Annotated in this window: 17 protein-coding genes; 7 read left to right on the top strand and 10 right to left on the bottom strand. The window is 42.1% G+C overall.

The genetic code is table 11. From position 1 onward, the window contains the following. Positions 1 to 121: 121 nt before the first annotated feature. From J8Z24_RS17190 to J8Z24_RS17175, 4 genes are read right to left on the bottom strand one after another with little or no spacing between them, the layout of a single operon-like run. Entirely contained in the window at positions 122 to 1,600 is a 1,479-nt protein-coding gene (locus J8Z24_RS17190; RefSeq protein ID WP_252095833.1) for an FAD-binding domain-containing protein, read from the bottom strand. Beyond that, entirely contained in the window at positions 1,593 to 1,922 is a 330-nt protein-coding gene (locus J8Z24_RS17185) for a hypothetical protein (protein WP_252095832.1), read from the bottom strand. The genes J8Z24_RS17190 and J8Z24_RS17185 overlap by 8 nt, the downstream gene beginning before the upstream one ends. Next, the gene (locus tag J8Z24_RS17180; protein ID WP_125253173.1) at positions 1,915 to 2,178 is read right to left on the bottom strand and encodes a DUF3081 family protein; all 264 of its coding nucleotides are present in this window, start codon (positions 2,176 to 2,178) and stop codon (positions 1,915 to 1,917) included. Before J8Z24_RS17180 ends, J8Z24_RS17185 begins: the two co-directional genes overlap by 8 nt. 44 nt (positions 2,179 to 2,222) lie before the next feature. Next, the gene (locus J8Z24_RS17175) at positions 2,223 to 2,759 is read right to left on the bottom strand and encodes an isochorismatase family protein (RefSeq protein ID WP_252095831.1); all 537 of its coding nucleotides are present in this window, start codon (positions 2,757 to 2,759) and stop codon (positions 2,223 to 2,225) included. 37 nt (positions 2,760 to 2,796) lie between these two features. On the opposite strand from J8Z24_RS17175, the gene J8Z24_RS17170 reads away from it, so the two are divergent. Then, positions 2,797 to 3,813: a ribonuclease Z gene (locus J8Z24_RS17170; protein WP_353507003.1), complete on the top strand. Its 1,017-nt coding sequence runs from the start codon at positions 2,797 to 2,799 to the stop codon at positions 3,811 to 3,813. Positions 3,814 to 3,821: 8 nt separating this feature from the next. Here J8Z24_RS17170 and J8Z24_RS17165 read toward each other — a convergent pair whose 3' ends face one another. Then, on the bottom strand, positions 3,822 to 5,129 hold the full coding sequence (locus J8Z24_RS17165; protein ID WP_252095830.1) for a DUF2252 family protein: 1,308 nt from the start codon (positions 5,127 to 5,129) through the stop codon (positions 3,822 to 3,824). Positions 5,130 to 5,132: 3 nt separating this feature from the next. Further along, positions 5,133 to 5,963 (bottom strand): polyphosphate kinase 2 family protein, encoded by an 831-nt coding sequence (locus tag J8Z24_RS17160; protein ID WP_128732468.1) that lies wholly within the window; start codon positions 5,961 to 5,963, stop codon positions 5,133 to 5,135. Positions 5,964 to 6,704: 741 nt separating this feature from the next. Here J8Z24_RS17160 and J8Z24_RS17155 point away from each other — a divergent pair. Beyond that, positions 6,705 to 7,538 carry a trypsin-like serine protease gene (locus J8Z24_RS17155; RefSeq protein WP_176032189.1) on the top strand — a complete coding sequence of 278 codons (834 nt, stop codon included), beginning with the start codon at positions 6,705 to 6,707 and terminating at the stop codon, positions 7,536 to 7,538. A 55-nt stretch (positions 7,539 to 7,593) separates the two neighbouring features. On the opposite strand, the gene J8Z24_RS17150 is transcribed toward J8Z24_RS17155, so the two are convergent. The 3 genes from J8Z24_RS17150 to J8Z24_RS17140 form a co-directional block, all read right to left on the bottom strand. Then, positions 7,594 to 8,397, bottom strand: coding sequence for a DUF1338 domain-containing protein (locus J8Z24_RS17150; RefSeq protein ID WP_125253168.1), 804 nt, complete (start codon positions 8,395 to 8,397; stop codon positions 7,594 to 7,596). A gap of 73 nt (positions 8,398 to 8,470) precedes the next feature. After that, positions 8,471 to 9,496, bottom strand: coding sequence for an arginine N-succinyltransferase (astA, locus tag J8Z24_RS17145; RefSeq protein WP_125253167.1), 1,026 nt, complete (start codon positions 9,494 to 9,496; stop codon positions 8,471 to 8,473). A 30-nt stretch (positions 9,497 to 9,526) separates the two neighbouring features. Continuing rightward, complete coding sequence (locus tag J8Z24_RS17140) at positions 9,527 to 10,732, bottom strand: aspartate aminotransferase family protein (RefSeq protein ID WP_125253166.1); 1,206 nt, start codon at positions 10,730 to 10,732, stop codon at positions 9,527 to 9,529. Positions 10,733 to 10,916: 184 nt separating this feature from the next. On the opposite strand from J8Z24_RS17140, the gene J8Z24_RS17135 reads away from it, so the two are divergent. Continuing rightward, positions 10,917 to 11,345 (top strand): Lrp/AsnC family transcriptional regulator, encoded by a 429-nt coding sequence (locus J8Z24_RS17135; RefSeq protein WP_125253165.1) that lies wholly within the window; start codon positions 10,917 to 10,919, stop codon positions 11,343 to 11,345. Positions 11,346 to 11,414: 69 nt separating this feature from the next. Here the strand turns inward: J8Z24_RS17135 and J8Z24_RS17130 are convergent, their stop codons facing one another. Further along, the gene (locus J8Z24_RS17130; RefSeq protein WP_176032190.1) at positions 11,415 to 13,316 is read right to left on the bottom strand and encodes a putative bifunctional diguanylate cyclase/phosphodiesterase; all 1,902 of its coding nucleotides are present in this window, start codon (positions 13,314 to 13,316) and stop codon (positions 11,415 to 11,417) included. Between the two features lie 545 nt (positions 13,317 to 13,861). Here J8Z24_RS17130 and J8Z24_RS17125 point away from each other — a divergent pair. Genes J8Z24_RS17125 through glgX form a run of 4 tightly spaced genes read left to right on the top strand, consistent with a single transcriptional unit; the run spans position 13,862 to position 20,423 of the window. After that, positions 13,862 to 14,161, top strand: a complete 300-nt coding sequence (locus J8Z24_RS17125) for an isoamylase early set domain-containing protein (RefSeq protein ID WP_125253163.1) — start codon at positions 13,862 to 13,864, stop codon at positions 14,159 to 14,161. Positions 14,162 to 14,169: 8 nt separating this feature from the next. Continuing rightward, positions 14,170 to 16,149, top strand: coding sequence for a 4-alpha-glucanotransferase (malQ, locus tag J8Z24_RS17120; RefSeq protein WP_252095829.1), 1,980 nt, complete (start codon positions 14,170 to 14,172; stop codon positions 16,147 to 16,149). Continuing rightward, on the top strand, positions 16,150 to 18,387 hold the full coding sequence (glgB, locus tag J8Z24_RS17115; protein WP_252095828.1) for a 1,4-alpha-glucan branching protein GlgB: 2,238 nt from the start codon (positions 16,150 to 16,152) through the stop codon (positions 18,385 to 18,387). After that, complete coding sequence (glgX, locus tag J8Z24_RS17110; protein WP_252095827.1) at positions 18,381 to 20,423, top strand: glycogen debranching protein GlgX; 2,043 nt, start codon at positions 18,381 to 18,383, stop codon at positions 20,421 to 20,423. The genes glgB and glgX overlap by 7 nt, the downstream gene beginning before the upstream one ends. Position 20,424 lies beyond the last annotated feature (1 nt).

Genomic DNA, 20,424 nt, shown 5'->3' with positions numbered 1-20,424 from the left:
TAAATTCTCAGTTCCAAAAAATGCCGCAACTTTAGCATCTCTTTGGACTGAAATCATGTGAAAGCGGTTATTTGTCCTGTTTTCAGGGTGAAATTAGATAGATTGTGCAAAAACAAAGCAATCAGAATAGCTTTAGTTGATTTTTACTCATTGTATTGCTTTTGTTTCTTCTTCTCGTCGCGCGTTTTCTAGAAGCGTGCGTGCTGATCACGCGTCCAGTCTCTCCCTTATCTAGGTGTTGTTTATAGAAACTAGAGATCTTCTCTCTTGCTATTTTCGCAGCATCGTCAGGATGCTTTTCAGGGGGAGCATACAAGTCGTCTTTGAGGCCTGCATAAAGCCAAGGGGTATGAAGATAGTTGTCTGGAACATGGTCAAGCTCGGGAATATAACGACGAATAAAATGTCCGTCAGGATCGTATTTAAGCCCTTGAGTTACAGGATTGTATATGCGAAATGGATTTATTCCTGTTGTACCCGATTGCATTTGTACCTGGGGGTAATGGATCCCAGGTTCATAGTCAACGAACAGCGTGGCGAGCCTTGCTGCTGGCTTTTGCCAATCAAGCCACAGATGATAACTAGAATATGCCATCAACATGGCTCGCATTCGAAAGTTTATCCAGCCAGTTTGGATAAGCATTCTCATACAGGCATCTATAAACGGTACCCCAGTATCGCCTGATGACCACCGTAAATAGCATGATTCATTAAATTCATTTGCTCTCATATCAATTAAGGAATTATGTACCGCTTGCTCAGCGTATCGGGGCTCTGACTCAAGTTTTTGCACAAAGTGACTGTGCCAATAGAGCCGAGATAAAAAGCCGCTTTTATTGCGCTTTGAGGTGACCGGTAAAGCTTGAGCTTGTTGCAATATTTGCCTCAAGCTGAGCACACCATAAGCCAAATAGGGGCTAAGCCTTGAGCTACTTGTGGTAGATTTTACCGGGCTCGATATTCCGTATAGATATTCGTTGATTCTGTGGTGAAAAAAGCTGTCTCGAGTTTTGTTCGCGGCTTCTAACCCGCCTTGTTGTGGTGTTATAGCTTCGTTGTTGTCATCCGCCGGGTAGACATCAAGCAACTCAAGGCCGTTATGGTGTTGAAGTAAAGCGTGGATATGTGTTGGTGCGGGAAAAGCGGCTGCCTGAAGCCACTTCTCAGCGACATGATGCCATCTATCACGATTGACATGGCCTCTGAATACAGCTTGTTGTTGATATTCTTGATAGTTAACTTGCTTGGATTTACACCATGCAATAACGCGTTTGTCTCGCTCGTACGTCCAGGGGTTGCCAGTCTCTTGGTGACAATATAGATTTGAAATAGCAACATGTAGATGAATTTTCTCCAAAATTTCAACCACATCACCTTTACGTACGGTCAAAGAAGCACCAATTCGCTGTAGCTGTTTTGACAGGCTTAATAGCGACTCTTTAATGAATTGGAATTGCCTTTTGCTGGTATCTTCGAGCTGCCAATAGTCAGGCTCTATCACATACAGAATTAAAGTAGGCTTGCCGTTATTTGCTGCTTCATACAGCGGTCGGTGATCAGATACTCTGAGATCTCGCTTTAGCCAAACGAGATTAATCATTTAACACGCCTTTAAAAAGTAAAGGATAACGTCGTAGTCTTTTGCCAATGTAATCGTCAGCTAGGATTTGTTCGCAGATCCTGTGTACGTCATCGTCAATGGCAAATACCCAGTCGAACCGTTCAATAGCGAGCAAAAACCCACGTTTGAGAAAGCTTTGTTGACGGTATTCGTTACAGTTGCGCTTGATGATATTTATCTTATCTGGGTTGGCTTTTAGTGCGGCCACTACCTGCTCTATGTAAACGCGGGTTTGGTTGCGTTCTGGGCGAGGTCGCCGGACACGGCGTCCTCGATTGCTGTTTGGATATAAACTACGCATTCGCCTCTTTGTATATATACTCAAGCTTTTTTATTAAATCGTCTTTGTGTTTATCATGCTCATAGTCGAGGTGATAAGTATTATGAAAACCAGAGCGTAGCAGCACGCCACTGCCTTGAAGATAAATCGTGTATCCGTCTGGATCGGCAAAAGCTGTTACGCCTTGGTAGCGTTTTCCATCACTTGTCACCTCACCGTTTTTTTGAATATGCTCAAAAACGGTTAACAAAAATCTGCTGTCTAATTCATTTTTCATTTCTTAACCTCTGTCCTTAAATACGTTAGTAAAGTGGTTCGTGATCACTTAACTAGCGCTGAAATTGCTTTAAATTGCTCATTTTTTGCTGTTTTAAGCCATTGAAAGAGAATAGATTCTATGGCTAAAAAACGTGCTCCGTCGGCTTGCATTTGCGCCAAAGCCCACTGCGTGTGCTTCGGGTTACGCGAACATATAGCATCTGCTGCAATAACCACATTAAAGTTATCAGCCAATAGATCGTTCACAGTTTGCTGTACACAAATATGACTCTCTAACCCTACAACAATCACAGTATCTCGATGAAACGATTGAATAGTTTGCTTACAGTCCTCTGTGTAATAGGCACTGAAAGCTGTTTTTTCAATAATAGGTAAGTCAAATTTAAGTAAATTAGCTGCACTGTGACCTAACCCTTTGGGATATTGTTCAAAAATTAGGGCTGGTATAGACAAATATTGAGCAGCGTTTAGTAGCGTTGTTACTTGATTTTCTACGGCATCAAATTCAGCGATATGTGGACGAAACTTTTCTTGAATATCAATCACTAGGATCATGCAATCTGACGCTATTAAATTCATCTTCTTCTCCTTAGAGATAATCTCGCAAGGTTAATATGTGCGCTTCACATATACTTTATTTGTTAGTTACAATGACAGACCGAGCAAAAAAGTAAATGGTTTTAGCGTGAAAGTACATTTTCTGGGCACCTCCTCTGGTTGTCCTTCCAAACAGCGTAATATGTCCGCTACCGCTGTAAGCTTTGATAATACAAAGGCTTGGGTGTTGATTGATTGTGCCGAAGCGACGCAACATGCACTATTACATAGCGAGTTAACGCTATATCACTTAGAAGCCATTTGTATCACTCACCTGCATGGGGATCATTGTTATGGGTTACCCGGACTTATTTCGTCAATGGCGCTCAACGCGAGGCAAGCTCCACTTAAATTAATTGCTCCGCGTGCGGTTGTGCAATTTGTGCATAGTTGTTTTGCTCTGACAGAAGTTAAGTTGGGCTTTGATCTAATAACCATTGCTCTGGAAGAATTAACCGATAAATTAAGCCTTAACTGTTGCGACATTGAAACCATAGCGCTTCAGCATCGAGTTCCTAGTGTTGGCTATAAACTTACCGAAAAGTGTATTCCACGTAAGTTAAAGATAAGTAAACTGCAGCAAGATGGCATTGGTTCTGGCGGTCATTATAACTTGCTTCAAAAAGGCCAAGATGTTGAATACCAAAGCCAACTTTTACGCTCAGCGGACTACAGTTTTTATAGCTGGCGGCCTAGAGTGGCAATAATTTGTGGCGACAATGAAAAGCCAGCTTTACTTTCACAGGCTATTCAGGGAGCAGATCTGCTTGTTCACGAAGCCACTTTTACCGCGCCTGATCTACATAAAGTCGGATTTCACACCGGGCACAGTGATGCCAAACGCATTGCTCAGTTCGCACAAACTCATCTAGTGCCGACCCTCGCGCTTACCCATTTTAGCGTACGTTACCACGGCGAAGGTATGCTACAACCTCTTATTGATGAAGCCGCTAAGTACTTCGGCGGCGAGCTTGTTATTGCCCATGATGGTTTAGTTATTGATATTCCAAATCAAAAGCAGTTTGATGGCGACTGAAGTTAATGCTACCCTCGCTCGCAAAACCAGCGCCAATCAGCGATAACCTGTTCACTGTAGTGACAGGCGGTTTTTATCAATTCATCGATTAAATCAGGTAAGACAGCGACAACTTGTTCTTGAAAATGTAGCGAGCGTCGATCTGAGCGCATGTGGGAGAGGGCAAGTGCCTCACCGCAGGTTTCCGCGTATTGACTAAAACCGGATCTAGTTGCAGCGCGTTTACCGATAGTGATGTCTTCTGGGTCGATACCAACACGAGCATGGTGACGTGAGCGCACCAACCAATGGCTGCCTTGCCACAGTGCATTATCCAAAATAAGATCGGTACGGCGCTGCATTTTTCTTTGACTATTAACCGTTAAATGCGCAGGGTCGAGGCGGTTAACGGGGCTTAGGCTGGAAAAATAAGCCAGAGGTGATGCAACCTGCTGCTGCTTAATCTCAACAATGTGACACAAGGGCAGAATGTCTTTGGTAGGCTTTTGCACACTTGGCCCAACCAATAAATAATAGCGGCTCAGGTGCAACGAACCTGTGCCTTGGTCAATTCGCTCAACACAGTCCAAAATTTCGTCATCAACGTATGCCGCGAAGTGGTCAATAAGGCTCTCTTTCAAATCTGGATCAATTTGCTTAAATCTGAGTTTGTCGTCTCGAAAGCTAAGGGGTTTAATACTGAGGTCAATCTCTTTAGCAAGCGTACTTTTAATCGTAAATGCGGCACCTCCCGCCATTCTTTGCAAGCCTTTTTGCCACCGTTTGTACAATATGTGGTTATTATTAAATACAATTAGGCCGGTATTACTATCGACTTTATGTTCCAGCGACAATTGACAAGTTTTTATGTAGCTTTGTAAAAACACCTGTTGTGCTTGGAGTATCTGTTCTTTATTCACAACAGGCTTGCTGCGATCTTTTATATCTTTAGCTTGCTCTTGAATGCGGCCTCCCTCCAGTTGAGTAAGAGGCAAACTGACCAAAAAGCGGAACAGATCCCATACTGCATGTCCAACACACGCATCGTCGAAATCATTAGGTTCAAAAATTAAGGTATCACCATGGCTGCCTTCTTCACTATGAAAGCCGAAGTTTCCTGTATGACAGTCGCCCATAATGTAAGTCAGGGGAAGTGTAGTGGCAGTGTCTGGTAAGGTAATTTGTTGCTCTAGTAGGTCTTTGTACATCAGTGCAGCACTACCCCGAAAAAACCGAAGTGGACTTAGTCTCATTTTGCTGAATTTACTGCACTCACGGCTAACGCTCACGCCTTCACGTTCCTCAAAATAAGATGCTAGATAGTCATGACGATTCATGGATTAGTCCTCCTTTTGAATAATACCCAATTGAGATTTAGCCAGCTTAACAACCGCTTTATCGATAGGTGGCGGGCTAATATCGACCCCCTCACTGAGCGCATTGACTACGGTCTTTAATACTTGTACTCGCGCATACCATTTATGTTCAGCAAGGATGACATGCCAAGGCGCTAGGTTCGTATCGGTTTTTCCAAACATATCATCAATGGCTTGCTCGTACTCTTCACGCTTTTTACGGTTACGAATATCTTCTTCTGTTAGCTTCCAACGTTTATAGGGGTTATTTAACCGTTCTGTAAATCGTTTTAGCTGCTCTTTCTCGCTAATATGCAAAAAGACTTTCACAATGCGAACGTTATCATCGACTAGTAGTCGTTCAAATTCGTTGATTTCTTGATAGGCGCGACGCCATTCATTTTCGCTGGCAAACCCTTCAACGCGTTCGACTAACACTCGTCCGTAATAAGAGCGGTCAAAAATAGTCATAGTGCCAAGCGGGGGAAGCTTAGTTTGAAAGCGGTACAGATAGTGTCGACCTTGCTCTTCTGGGTCGGGTTTTGCGATAGGGAACACTTTAAAGCCTCTAGGGTCGAGCTTTTCGGTCATGCGGCGAATGGCACCACCTTTGCCAGCCGCATCCCATCCTTCAAATACTAAAATAGCGCGCTTCTTTTGGTGAAAATAGGCCTGCTGTACGTGTAATAGCTGAGTTTGCCAGTATTTTAATTCATGCTTATAGTGCTTCTTTGAATCCATAGCAGGATACGTAACCGGAGGTTTTACACTTAGTCCTCGGTTTAGCGTGTTAAATATAGAAACGTAGCTGGTCATGATCACTCCCTCAAAACTTCCTTAGCTAAATAGCTCTAAATATCAGTCAATTCTGAATTAAATAACCTGAGCTTTGGATAATTAATACCTTTCTAGCAGCCAGTTTTAGCGCTAACTGTGTTGAATTTACTTCCAATAGCCAGCTATTGATGCGTATATTCGCCTTGCCTACAGGATGTAGATACCTTAGCGAGAGCAGGACGCGGAAGCGGTGTTCTCCCTAAAACTCTCTGGCTAGACAAGGAGAACACTAAGTTGTGCTTAAGCAACAATGAATTCAAGCACTCCTTATCCAAACCTCAGATTAAACAAATGATATTGAACCATACACTATTGGACGCCGTAGAGTCGCCCAGTATGAACTCTACAAGTATTATTTGACAAAAATATGTCAAACATCGTCAATAATACCAATTGGTCTTACTACTTACTCGATGTAAGGAAGTCAATCTGACACTCGCTATGTTCAAAATTTTTATTTAGAACAACCAAATAAAAAATTCTCACCTTGTCTGCTTTGATGTAGACACCTTTACGTTAGCAAAATAAGTGGTATAAAGCCGAATTTTCCGTAAGACCATTTCTTTGTATTCAATAGCGGTAAGATACAAAAAGCCCTAGTCATTGAGCGAAAAAGTACGCAGGGGTTGAGCATCGTATTATTATGTTTTATGGTGGTTTTTTACCCATTATAGGACACCACCTTGATGGCTCACTCTGTTTTGATAAAGGAAGTATAAAATGCGGTTTTGGCTTTTGATAATATTAGGTATTTCTTTTAATTCACATAGTATAGTGATCCGACATGACGTAGATGACGCAGACTATAGAGTATCGAGCGATGTATTGCCGCAATTAGCAACTTTTTACATCGATGGTGGGCATGGCACACTGATAGGATCAAAGTGGGTATTAACCGCCGCTCATGCAACATTTTGCCTGCGGCCGAATTCGACAATACTCATAAATAATGTCCCTACTGTGATTGACCAAGTATTTGTTCACTCAGACTATATGCCAGGGAAAAGTCACGATATTGCACTTATCAAGATCCAGCAAGCGCTAAGTGATGTTAAGCCACTGATGATTAACCGTGAAAAAGAAGAGCTTGATGAAGTTTTATGGTTTATCGGCATAGGAGGAACTGGTAATGGTATAACTGGGCAAACGATTGACAATTTAGCTAACCAAGGTCAAATGCGACGGGCACAAAATACCGTAAAAGTAGCCCAAGGTCCGGTTATTAAATTTAGCTTCGACCGTGGTGAAAATGGGCTCCCTTTGGAAGGTGTGTCGGGTGGGGGAGATAGCGGCGGTCCAGCCTATCAATATGAGAATGGGCAAGGTATTGTGTTTGGGGTAAGCTCAAGAGTAGAGGGCGGAAAAATTGGCCGTTACGGTGTGACAGAAGTCTATAGTCGCGTTTCTTATTTCGCTGATTGGATTGATAATATTATTGCTGGTAACAATGTAACCAAGTTGGCTACGCCTAAGTTAACCCAGCTGCCAGCAGACATTACTGAAGCGATATTGCCGCAAGTTTGTGAAGAAATTAATATAAAAAGCAGCCTTTAAGGCTGCTTCGCAATTTGGGCAGAGTGCTTGAGTACAAGCACTGTCATTTCAGTGACTATCTTGCGTTGGTACTTTCAAAAATCTTGTCAGCAGAGGCTGCAACAAAACCGGTGTAGATCTCTCCATCTGGTTTTTTATAGCGCAGTGCAAACTCATAAAAACAACTAGGGATACTAAATTCACCGTCGCTGAACTTCACTGATTGGTGATCAGCAAGTGTAGAAGATTGCTCAAGTAGCACTTCTGGTGAGCCTTTGATCTCGCCACCTGAGGTGTTTAGCTCAAAGCCATTGTCTTTTAGTGCTTGGTTGACTGCTTCAATTGTGGTGAAGTTTTTCAGATAGTTGATACTGACCGTGAAGTGGTTAGCACGGTAACCCCAGGCCGACATCCATGCTGCGTATTCACTTTCTGCTAATAGTTTTTTATATGTGTCGTGAGATACACTCCAATGCGTCCCTGAGTACAAAAAGTTTTCAGCACTAACCGCTGACTCGTCAATTTGCTCAACCATGTCTTTAACTATTGCTTGTAGCTCTTCAGAGCATTTCTCAACTAGCAGCTCAGAGATGAACACTTTTGGTTTAGTAGGATCTTGGTGCTCATAGTGCTTTGCATATAGTTTTTTTGCTTCGAAGTGATATTCACCACACTCTTTATAACCGACAGCTTTGAAGTGTGCTGCGAGTTTTTCTAGCCCAACTTTTTCGATATTGAAGGTGCGAAGCGCGATATGGTCATTGATCACGTCATCTTTTTGTGTCGAGCCCAGCAGTTCGTGGACCTTTACCGCAGAGGGCGTTACTGCTAGGTAATTATCCCACAGCTGTTCAAATAATGTATCTACGTTGTTGTGCATAATGGTTTCCTAATTTTTTGTCTCGGTGACAGTTGTTAACGTTATACCTTTTGGTATTAGCACGACATGAAATTTATAATTTAAATGCGCTTATTAACTCGCCTTGAGTGACTTCAAGTGCATTTGCAACTTCGGTGGTGAGTTGAATTTTTTCCTCAGCTTCGCACAAATATGCTTGATCGGTAAAAGTGGCTTTAAACACGTCTAGTCGACCATTGGAAATTGCGAGGCTGGGGAGGTTATTTGGTACTGAGGTTACAATTTCAACCTCGCCCTTAAAAGATTCTCTTACTGTGCTGATATTTTCGAGTTTAGCCTCAACAGTGGGTCCCGCATCAAATAAATCAACGTAACCACGGTGCTCAAATCCTTCTTTTTGTAATAATCTTAATGCAGGTTTGGTCTTTTCGTGTACATGACCGATAACGGCTTGTGCTTCTGGGCTTAGTAAGTTTGCGTAAATAGGGTACTTCGGCATCAGCTCACAAATAAAAACCTTGTCTCCCAGTCCGACTAAGTGATCAGCTTGTGGAAATTCGATACTAAAAAAGTGTTCTTGTAACCACTGCCAAAATGGTGAATGACCATGCTCATCGCTAACGCCTCGCATTTCTGCAATAACAGTATCGCTAAAACGCTCTGCATGCTCGGCCATAAATAAAAAACGGCTGCGTGATAAAAAACGCCCCGCTAACCCTTGGCGATGACCTTCTCGTAAAAACAGCGTGCAAATCTCTGAACTGCCAGTGTAATCGTTACACATGGACAAAATATCTACGGTGTTATAAACCCCAAGCGTACTTGAATGATGTACAGTTTTACCCAAGTGGTAGTGATACAGAGGTACAGACATACCAACAGCGGCCTCGATTGCCGTGGTGCCGATAATTTCTCCCGTTTGGGTGTCTTCAAGAACGAATAAATAGCCTTCGTCATACGGTTTTGTAACTGACTTTGTGAAGCTTTTAACTGAGCGATCAATTTTATTCGATAGCAATTCATCGTCGACAGGTAATGAGGTAAACCCGTGACCAGATTCAATCGCAATCGTTTTTAGCGCATCAAAGTCAGTTTTTTGTATTGGTCTTAATACTAACATGAGAAAGAGGGGATCAAGATCCCCAGCTCCTTAGCCGTTAACTACTGCAGCAACCGCTTGTTCAAAGCGTGCTAAACCTTCTGCGATCTCTTCATTTGTGATCACAAGAGAAGGTGTGAAACGAACGACATTAGTGCCTGCCACTAATGACATTAAACCGTGCTCTGCACTTGCTACAAGGAAATCACGTGCACGGCCTTCAAATTTGTCATTGAGCACGGCACCAAGAAGAAGACCTTTACCGCGCACCTCAGAAAATACATTGTATTTGTCGTTAATAGCGTTTAGACCATCTCTGAATAGTTGCTCTTTGGCTTTTACACCTGATAGCACCGCTTCGGTATTTACTGTATCAAACGCGGCTTCTGCAACGGCACAGGCTAACGGGTTACCACCGTATGTTGAACCATGTGTACCTACTTTTAAGTGTGACGCAATGTCAGTTGTTGTTAACATCGCACCAATAGGAAAGCCGCCACCAAGTGCCTTTGCAGTGGTTAAAATATCAGGTGTTACACCTAGGCCTTGATAAGCATATAGGTCACCCGTACGACCAACACCAGTCTGAACTTCATCGAAAATAAGTAAAGCATTATGCTTGTCGCAAAGCTCACGTACAGCCTGTACAAATTCAGGGTTTGGAGAAATTATTCCACCTTCGCCTTGAAGCGGTTCCATCATTACAGCACAGGTATTATCTGAGATTGTTTTCTCAAACGCAGATAGGTCGTTGTAATCAACATGAGTAACATCAGCAGGCTTTGGACCAAAGCCGTCAGAATAGGCTGCTTGACCACCCACAGTTACGGTGAAAAAAGTACGTCCATGGAAGCCTTTGTTAAATGCAATGATTTGCGACTTCTCTGCACCAAATTTATCTAAAGCCCAGCGCCGAGCAAGCTTAAGCGCAGCCTCATTTGCTTCAGCACCTGAGTTTGCGAAGTATACTTTCTCTGCAAATGTCGCATCGGTTAATTTTTTGGCAAGGCGTAATGCTGGCTCATTCGTCATTACGTTCGATAGGTGCCAAATTTTTTCGCCTTGCTCTTTTAGTGCAGAGACAAGCGCAGGGTGGCAGTGACCGAGACAATTTACCGCGATACCACCAGCAAAATCGATGAACTCTTTGCCTGTTTGATCCCATACACGAGAGCCTTCACCTTTGACAGGGATCACAGCAGATGGGTTGTAATTTGGAACCATGACTTCATCGAATAATTCGCGGTTTGCTTGCATGACGCTTTCTCCTAAATTTTTATCATTGTGCGTTATTTCTGTTGAGCAAAAATTGTTTATTTGATGTTCTGCTCACAGCCAACTTGCTATTTCCTCATTATTACGCGCTTTTATAATAATTTGCAGTGCAATAATTCACATATTTGCTATTATTTATATCAAATTGACATGGTTAAATTGCAAAATGATAAGTTTACAAGACGAAAAGCTCATTGCACTGTTGCGAAATAATGCACGGGAGAGCATCTCAGAATTAGCACGAAAACTCGATATTTCTAGAACGACAGTACAGAACCGTATTGCGAAATTAGAACAAAATGGAGTGATCAAGGGCTATCGGGTCGAATTTGCTGAACAATATATCGATGACCTTGTGTCTGCCCATGTTGCAATAAAGGTAAAGCAAAAGCTCACCGCAAAAGCAAACTTGGCATTACAACAGTTACCGAATGTTTCAGCACTTTATGCTATAAGTGGAGAATATGACTTGATTGCTATTGTTGAAGCGCAGAGTCTGGAGCAGCTGAGTCATCTACTTGACGAAATCGGTAATTTGGAAGGAATAGAGCGTACTAATTCGTCAGTTATCTTAGAAACAAAATTTAAGCGTTAGAACAATTCATGGATAACGTGAAGTGAGTTTTATAAGACTGTATCTATTTTTCAACGTAAGGTGAGGGGATCACCCTACGTGTTCTGGCAACCAAATACTCGTGCCCGTAGCTGCGATGTGATTTACATTGCCATTGAGCACTTTGCTACCAACGTTGTTGGAGCTTTCTGGTCTGCTGACTAAGTAGCCTTGTACACAACTGATCCCAAGGTTTTTAACTAACTCAAATTGCTCAATTTGCTCAACTCCCTCGGCGACAACTTTCAGCTCTAATTGCTGTCCAAGTTCACTGATCGAATTTAATATTTTACGATATTTCGGATTGCTATTTGCTTGAGTGATAAATAGCTTGTCGATTTTGATTACATCGATAGGAAGGTCAGCGAGTGTGCTCAAAGAGCTAAAACCAGTACCAAAATCGTCAATAGCAACGCTTATTCCTGCATCTCTGCATTGCTGTAGCTGAGAAATTGTTTCATTGCTGGCTTTGATCAGCGTTGATTCGGTAATTTCTAGCATCAATGCACTTGCAGGTAGCCCAGTTTTTTCCAGTGCCGTATTGACCCATTCAAAAATTTTCCGATGTTTAAGCTGAATACCCGAGACATTGACCGAAATTTTTACCTTCTTCATACCTGCATTATGCCAAGCAGACATTTGCCTGCATGACTCAAGCAAGATCCAGTCGCCAAGCTCTAGGATTAAATTAGACTCTTCAGCAATAGGAATAAATTCAGCTGGGGGGATAAGCCCCTCTATTGGATGGTTCCAGCGGATCAGCGCTTCAAAATAATCAATCGCGCAATCTTCAACATGTACGATAGGCTGGAATGAGAGATAAAAGCTTTGTGCTGCAATGGCTAGTCTCAGTTCTTCAAGCAGGTAATGATAGCGCCGCATTTTAGAGCCCATTTCAGGTGAATAGACTTTAAATATGCCGCGACCGTCTGATTTTGCACGGTACATAGCTACATCGGCCATTTGCAACAGCGAGTTTGGCGTTGCTGCACTGTCGGGATAAACCGCGATACCAATACTTGCGCCAATTTTTACCAATTTATTGCCAAGTAAAAAGTCACGCTCTATATCGCACAAGATAGACTGTGCAATTTCAGTACATAAATTAGGGTTAGGAAGTGTGGGAATAAAAATCGAAAACTCATCGCCCCCTAGGCGTGATAAGTTTTGTTCAAGTCCATAGATTGGGTGGGTGTCTTCAAGTCCAAACTGACGAACTACTTTTGATAGTCGTAGTGCAACTTGAATAAGAATTTCATCTCCAAAACTGTGACCGAAAGAGTCATTCACTTGTTTAAAGCCATCTAAGTCAATAAATAGCAGGCCGCATTTTGCTTGATTGAGTTCTGCTTGTTTTAATTTTACCTCGATATGGTCAATGTAGGCATGGCGGTCAATTAACTTGGTGAGCTTATCTTGAAAAGTTTGCGACTCGGAATGACGTTTAACCCTCGCCAGGTGACTAGATAAATCATGAATAGAGTGACTTAACCCAGCAAGAGGTGACTTGTGATGAAGCGGTGCACTGTCAACTTCAAGGCGAGTCAGGATATTGTGTACATCATTGTTTATCTTGTCCACGTCTCTATCTTGATTACGGTATCGACATTCTGCCTTCAGTAAATAAAAAATAATCGTGAGTAAGGTCGCTAAAGCCGTCAGTGTGATGGGGGAAGTAAATACGTCATACCATACTAAGTTGACGTCAATAAATTTGCGTGTATCAGCTGCAAGGTCAATCACCACAAATAGGTCACTTTCGCTGCTACTAAAATGTATTCCATGTAATAAAAAGGCATACCAAGGTGATGCCACTGAGTTTTCTAATGAACTAACCGCAAAACCAGTAGATAGTAATTCAAAAACGTGCGCTTTAAACGATAGATGAAGCAATATGACAACAAATAACGCGCCTAAAACTAGGGTACTTGTTAGTCTTATAGCACGTGTCATGAATAGGCTTTCCTTAAAAATTCGCTACTCACGTTATCAAGCTAAGATGACATGGTAGGCGATAATGATTTGGTCTGTAAGATAGTTTTTTACACATTTTAGCATTCAGTTGCAAACTTCATCGTGCAAAAGTACCAAAAATTTCATATTGGTCGTGACTTTATATGCGCTTGATCAATTATTAGTTAAATTCACTTTACATGAGAACGGTTCTTAACTAGCTTTCATCTTAACTTTTAACGTAATTGGCTCAGCGATTGCAAGGATCTCATAGCAACCTGAAATTACGACTTGTCAGATTTAGGTTGCGACAAAGTGGTGCAAAAGCGCACCAAATTAGTACTGTCATACAAACTCAATATTTGTTTGCTGTACTTGAGGTTCGTGATTGATAGAGCAGGCTTGATGGTGCTGTGTTAGTACAGTGTCAAATAGCTGGGTTCTTAAAAAATACCCAAAATAAATCGTACACAGTTACCAGTCGTTTGCAGTATTAGCGTACGTCACTGTGAAATATGGACTCACACAAGGTAAATGGGGGTTATATGCTCACCAAACGGTTTTTTAAAACAAAAGACGAAGCAGAAGTTACATTTTCATTTTCACACCCACAAGCTAAAACGGTAGCGCTGGTCGGGGATTTTAATGGCTGGCAACCTGAGCCAATGAAGTTTGTTAAAAAAGAGTGTGCTTTTAAACTTAAACACCGTTTACCAACCGACAAAGATTACCATTTTAGATATTTGATTGATGGCGAGGTCTGGGATAACGATCATCAAGCGGATGATTACGTGCCAAATGGATTTGGGGAAGACAACAGCGTTGTATCCACTTGCAGGGCTTAAGACAATAAATGGACCATATTGCTCAGCTTTTATATTTATATGGTATTGGTTATGAATATCATAAATATACAGGTGATCATGTTATCTTTGATCACCAGACTCGCTTGTCAGCCCTCAAAGAATGTGGTGTAAATACAGATGATATTGATGAAGTAAATGCACTTAATTTTACTTTGGATATTGCAAAATGGCTAACACCTATCGAAGCTATTACGTTAACAAAAGAAGCCCAGCCTAAGTTAACGTTGAGACTTGAAGCGTGTAGTAGCTTATCTGAGCTTACTATCTCTATTCCTGCATTAAATTATCATTTTGTTTGTGAATGCAACAACCTGTCAGAAGTGGGTGACTACGTTTATCAAGGAACGCGTTATGTAGCATTATCAGTCGCCATTGCTCCAGTTGTTGTTGGTTATCATCAAGCCAAAGTAACCATAAATGGACAATGCTACGAAACTGAGCTTTGGGTTACTCCCGAGCATTGCTACGATCCCATCTCGGATAATAAAAAGTTACTTGGGATCTCTGTACAACTTTATTCGCTTAAACCTGAAAACTCAAAACTAAGCGCTGATTTTTTTGAGTTGAAAGAGCTGATTGTTTTGGCAGCTGGCGAGGGAGTTGATTACATTTTATTGAACCCACTCCACCTACTGTTTGTTGAACAACCAGAAAAGGCAAGCCCATATAGCCCAAATGATAGGCGCTTACTTCACCCTTTTTATATATCTATTGAGCTGTTATGTGAGCGATTCAATGTAGATAAAAACGTGTTTTTTAAGCAAAGTAATATCGATAAAAGTGACCGTAATCACAGTTACCTTGATATGTCTCGTTGTATGAACGACAAATTAGCTAAGCTGCATAGCTTATGGCTGTACTTACAAAATCAACGCAATGACTGGGATGCTGATTTTAAACAGTTTTGTCAGCGCAAAAAAGAAGAGTTGAGTGGGTTTACTGACGATGAGTTCGCCAGGTTTTTACAGTGGGTAGCGTTTGAGCAGTTGGCACATTGTCAGCTAGTGGCACTAGAACACGGTATGGCAATAGGGCTTATTAATGATTTAGCCGTTGGTTGTGCTGACGGCTCGAGTGAATATGAGAGTAATCGGTCACTCTATGCCGAACATGCGAGAGTTGGAGCGCCGCCAGATCCATGGGCTGAGCAGGGACAAAATTGGGGACTGCCAGCGCTTAACCCTGTCAAGTTAAAAGCTGAACGGTTCGAGTTTTTTAAACAGCTGATTAGAGCAAATATCAGCGGAGTCGGGGGGCTACGGATTGATCATGTGATGGGGTTAAGACGCTTATGGTGGTGCTTTGTAAGTGGGGAGTCTCAGAGTGGCTGTTACGTTTATTATCCTTTTGAATACTTACTCGCAATATTGAAGATAGAGTCGGCGCTACACAAAGTCATGGTGATCGGAGAAGATTTGGGAGTGGTGCCAACGGAAATTAAGTTAGCAATGGCAGAGTCCCACATATACAGCAATATTCTATTTTATTTTGAAAAAGATCATGATGATCAGTTTCTTGCCGTTGAACATTATAAAAAAAATGCTTTGTTAATGGTTGCTAATCATGACGTACCACCTTTTTTTGGCTGGTGGGAGCACGATGATTTGCGGCTCAAAAAGCAATATCAGCTACTCGATGAGCGGCAAACCTCAGTTGCAAATGCACAAAGGGAGACGGAGCGAGACAAGCTTTGTCGTTGGTTGAGTCTTCATGGTGTGCGAGGTATAGACCTAAAAAGCGAGGCTGCTTTAGTTTATCCGGCGTTAATAAAGGTGCTAGCTCAGTCACCGGCAAAAATGCTGACGCTACAATTGGATGATCTCGACTGTCAGCGGCTACCAGTAAATATCCCCGGTACCGATAAGGAATATCCAAACTGGAGGCGGCAGTTAACGCAAACATCAACAGAGATTATCGCAAAATCCCAAATGCTGATCCGCGACGCTGTCACAAGCAGGAATTTATAGATGAATACAAGACCAAATTTAGAAGACGCTCAAATGCCTCATTATGATTGCCAAGTTACCGCGCTGGCGGCAGGTAAGTGTCGTGATCCGTTTGCTTTTTTAGGGTTACATCAATTTGATGATAATCAGTCGGTGGTACGATGCTACATTCCAGGGGCGCAAGAGGTATTTGTACTTACAAAACATAGCAGGTATCCGCTAACGCAATTTCGTCAAAGCGCTCTATTTTCATCGGTTTTAGACAAAAATTTTGCCAATCAAGAATATCAGTTAGAAGTTGTTTATCCAAATCAGACAGTAACCGGTAGAGATGTATATTCGTTTGCGAGCACCTTATCAGATGAAGCTTTGTATTTATTTAATGAAGGTACACAGGCGCAAGCCTATCTGCACCTCGGCGCACATCAACTTACAGTGGATGGTGTTGAAGGGTTTCGCTTTAGCGTTTGGGCACCAAACGCATTATCTGTTTCGGTGATCGGTGACTTTAACCATTGGAACAACACTCAACATCCAATGAGATTGCACCCTGCCAGTGGCGTATGGGAACTTTTTATACCTGAGCTGAATGTCGACCGTTGCTATAAGTTTGCTATTACAACATTTGATGGAGAGCGAATTGAAAAGGCAGATCCATTTGCATTCAAAATGGAGCAAGCGCCAGGGACTGCAAGTATTACGCAATCAAAGCCAACAGCAGTGGTGACTCAACCTGAGCAAATAGAAAAAGCATCTCGCAATAGGATTGATGCACCAATTAGTATATACGAGGTACATCTTGGGTCTTGGAAGCGCCGAGAACAAGAAGGTAATCGCTATTTAACGTACCGTGAACTTGGAGATGATTTAATCCCTTATGTGAAGTCTTTGGGATTCACTCATCTGCAATTGATGCCAATCAGCGAATATCCTTTTGATGGCTCTTGGGGTTATCAACCTGTTGGCTTGTTCTCACCCACCAGTCGGTTTGGAGGAGTAGAAGATTTTGCATACTTTGTTGAATGTTGTCATCAAGCTGAGTTGGGATTGTTAATAGACTGGGTTCCTGGACATTTTCCTTCCGATCCTCACGGTTTGCATAAATTTGATGGCACGCACTTGTATGAACATGCTGACAAAAGACAGGGATTCCACCCTGATTGGAACACATACATTTTTAATTATGACCGCGCAGAAGTAAAAAGCTTCTTATTGTCTAACGCGATGTACTGGATTAAGGAATACGGCATTGATGGCTTGCGTGTCGATGCCGTGGCATCGATGTTGTACTTGGATTACAGCAGAAAGCAAGGCGAGTGGATCCCTAACCAATATGGTGGACGTGAAAACTTGGGTGCGATTGAATGTTTAAAGTCAGTAAATACTCAATGTTACGGTGAAAATGATGGGATCATGATGGTAGCTGAGGAATCTACTGCTTGGCCTGGGGTGACGCGCAGTGTCGAACATGATGGATTGGGTTTTGGCTATAAATGGAATATGGGGTGGATGAACGACACTCTGAATTATATGTCAAAAGACCCCATTCACCGTAAGTACCATCATCATGAAATGACCTTTTCCATGGTCTATGCTTACTCTGAAAATTATATTTTACCATTAAGCCACGACGAAGTCGTTCACGGGAAAGGTGCGTTATTGAGCAAAATGCCAGGGGATGATTGGCAGCAATTTGCTAACTTAAGGGCTTATTATGGGTTTATGTTCGCACACCCTGGCAAAAAGCTGCTATTTATGGGATCTGAGTTGGCACCCCGTGAGGAGTGGAACCACAACCAGCAATTAAATTGGCATTTGTTAGAGAGTGAAGCGCATCGCGGTATCTATAAATGTATCAAATCCCTAAATGAAACCTACAAGACAACGCCTCAATTGTTCGAGTGTGATACTAAGTCCACTGGATTCAATTGGATAGATGGTGGAAATGCTGAACAAAGTATCTTTAGTTTTATCCGTTATGGAAACGATGGCTTGACCCCACTTGTCGTAGTGGCAAATTTCACCCCCCAGACACATTTCCATTTCCGTTTAGGCGTGCCGGCTTCTGGCGTTTATCAAGTGATTTTAAACACTGATGACACGGAATTTTGGGGCAGTGGCGTTGGTATTGTTGCACATAAGCAACAATTGATAGAGTCGAAAGAGATTGAAAGCCACGGACTTAGTCAAAGTATTGATATAACCATCCCGCCGCTGGCGACTATTTATTTACAGCTGATCTCTGGTGGCACATGCTAATAAGCTATCGTGGCCACCCTTATACGCTTGGCGCAACTGTTACGGGCAAAGGCGTTAACTTTTGTGTTTATGCGCCAAAAGCGGCAAAAGTGACATTGTGTTTGTTTGATAAAAGCGGGCATAGTGAAGTCAATCGTTTGCCCATGTTTCGCCACGAAGGGGGAAATTGGTCGCTATTTATCGAAGGGGCAAAAGCAGGTGATTTATATGGATACCGGGTTGATGGCGATTATCGTGCAGAGAAAGGTTTATTATTCAACGTCAATAAACTTTTACTAGACCCATATTGCAAAGATTTTTTTGGTGAGTTTACATGGAGTGAGCGACATTTTTGCCACCTGCCTGTGGGGCATTTGAATCCATCAGACAACGCATGTGACATGCCAAAAAGCAAAGTCGTAGCGACCGAAAAGTATGTAGGGGTGCGCCCAAACACACCTTGGAGTAAAACCGTAATATATGAGTGTCATGTAAAAGGAGCCACGGTACGCCATCCTGAGGTACCTGCTAAGCTGCAAGGTAAATATCTGGGCCTTGCCGAACCTGTATTTATTGATCATCTGAAGCATATTGGTGTGACAGCTGTGCAGCTCTTGCCAGTGCATGCCTTTATTAACGAACAGTTTTTGACTACTAAGGGATTAAAAAATTACTGGGGTTACAATACGCTTAGCTTTTTTACTCCACACAAAAGTTACCTTGTCAGTGATGATATTAATGAATTTAAGTTAATGGTCGAGCGACTGCATCAGGCTGGAATAGAGGTGATTTTAGATGTGGTCTTTAATCACACAGCCGAAGGCGGCATAGATGGACCTACGATTAGCTTTAAAGGGTTTGATAATCTTACCTATTACAGCACCTTACCAAATAAACCAAATGTTTATATAAATGACACTGGATGTGGAAATACCCTTAATATTTCAAACCCCGTCGTGTTGAAACTGGTATTAGACAGCTTACGATATTGGGTTGAATATATGGGAGTAGATGGTTTTAGATTTGATTTGGCGACGATCCTAGCGCGTCAAACCTCTGGCTTTTCTAATCAGCATGCTTTTTTGCAAGCGCTTAATCAAGATCCTATTCTGAGTAAGGTGAAATTAATTGCAGAGCCTTGGGATATTGGACCTGGGGGTTACCAACTAGGGCAATTTCCAGCACCTTGGCGAGAGTGGAATGATAAATTTAGAGATACTGTCAGGCGCTTCTGGCGTGGGGATGAGGGAGTGCTTCCTGAGCTGGCAATGCGGATCCACGGTTCAAGTGATGTATTTGAACATAATCTACGGGGACCGTTGAACTCTATTAATTTTATTACCAGTCATGACGGCTTTTCACTGTTTGACTGGACGGCCTACGAACAAAAACATAACGAAGCCAATGGTGAAGCTAATCGAGATGGCCATAGTGAAAACTATTCATTTAACTGTGGTGTTGAGGGGTTCAGTGCAGATCCTAAAGTTAATGAACTTAGACTTTGTATGCAAAAAAATGCGCTTCTAACATTGTTTTTATCTAAAGGCGTTCCGATGATTTGTGCTGGCACCGAAATGGCACACTCGCAAAATGGTAATAATAATGCTTATTGCCAAGACAATTGTACGAGTTGGTTAGCATGGAAAAATCATCAACAGCATCATCCGCTTACTTTCTTCATTCAAGACTTATTGGCAATACGCAAACAGTTTGCGGCCTTTTCTTACTTGTTTTATGTGCATAACAGCGACAGCCGGTTTGCGGTTAATTGGTTTAATGAAGAAGCCAAACCGCTTTCCCCAGAGCAGTGGCGTGAGCCGAGTCGAAAATGGCTAAGTTACACCATTACAGATCAGCAATTAGGCCAAAGTTTACTGATTATTTTGAACGCAAGTGACAACACAATAAATATCAAATTGCCACAAAGTGCTTTTTCCTCTAATTGGAAACGAGCGATCACAACGGCTGTCGAGGTACACAAAACAGATATTGACTCATATTTACAGGTTCCGGCTAAGTCAGCATGGATATTTACATCAATCAAAGGGGATGAATAGC

The sequence above is a fragment of the Pseudoalteromonas sp. SCSIO 43201 genome, assembly GCF_023716725.1.
Lineage (GTDB): Bacteria > Pseudomonadota > Gammaproteobacteria > Enterobacterales > Alteromonadaceae > Pseudoalteromonas > Pseudoalteromonas peptidolytica.
Note: the sequence above shows the minus strand (reverse complement) of the source record. Positions and strands in the feature narration are given on the sequence as shown.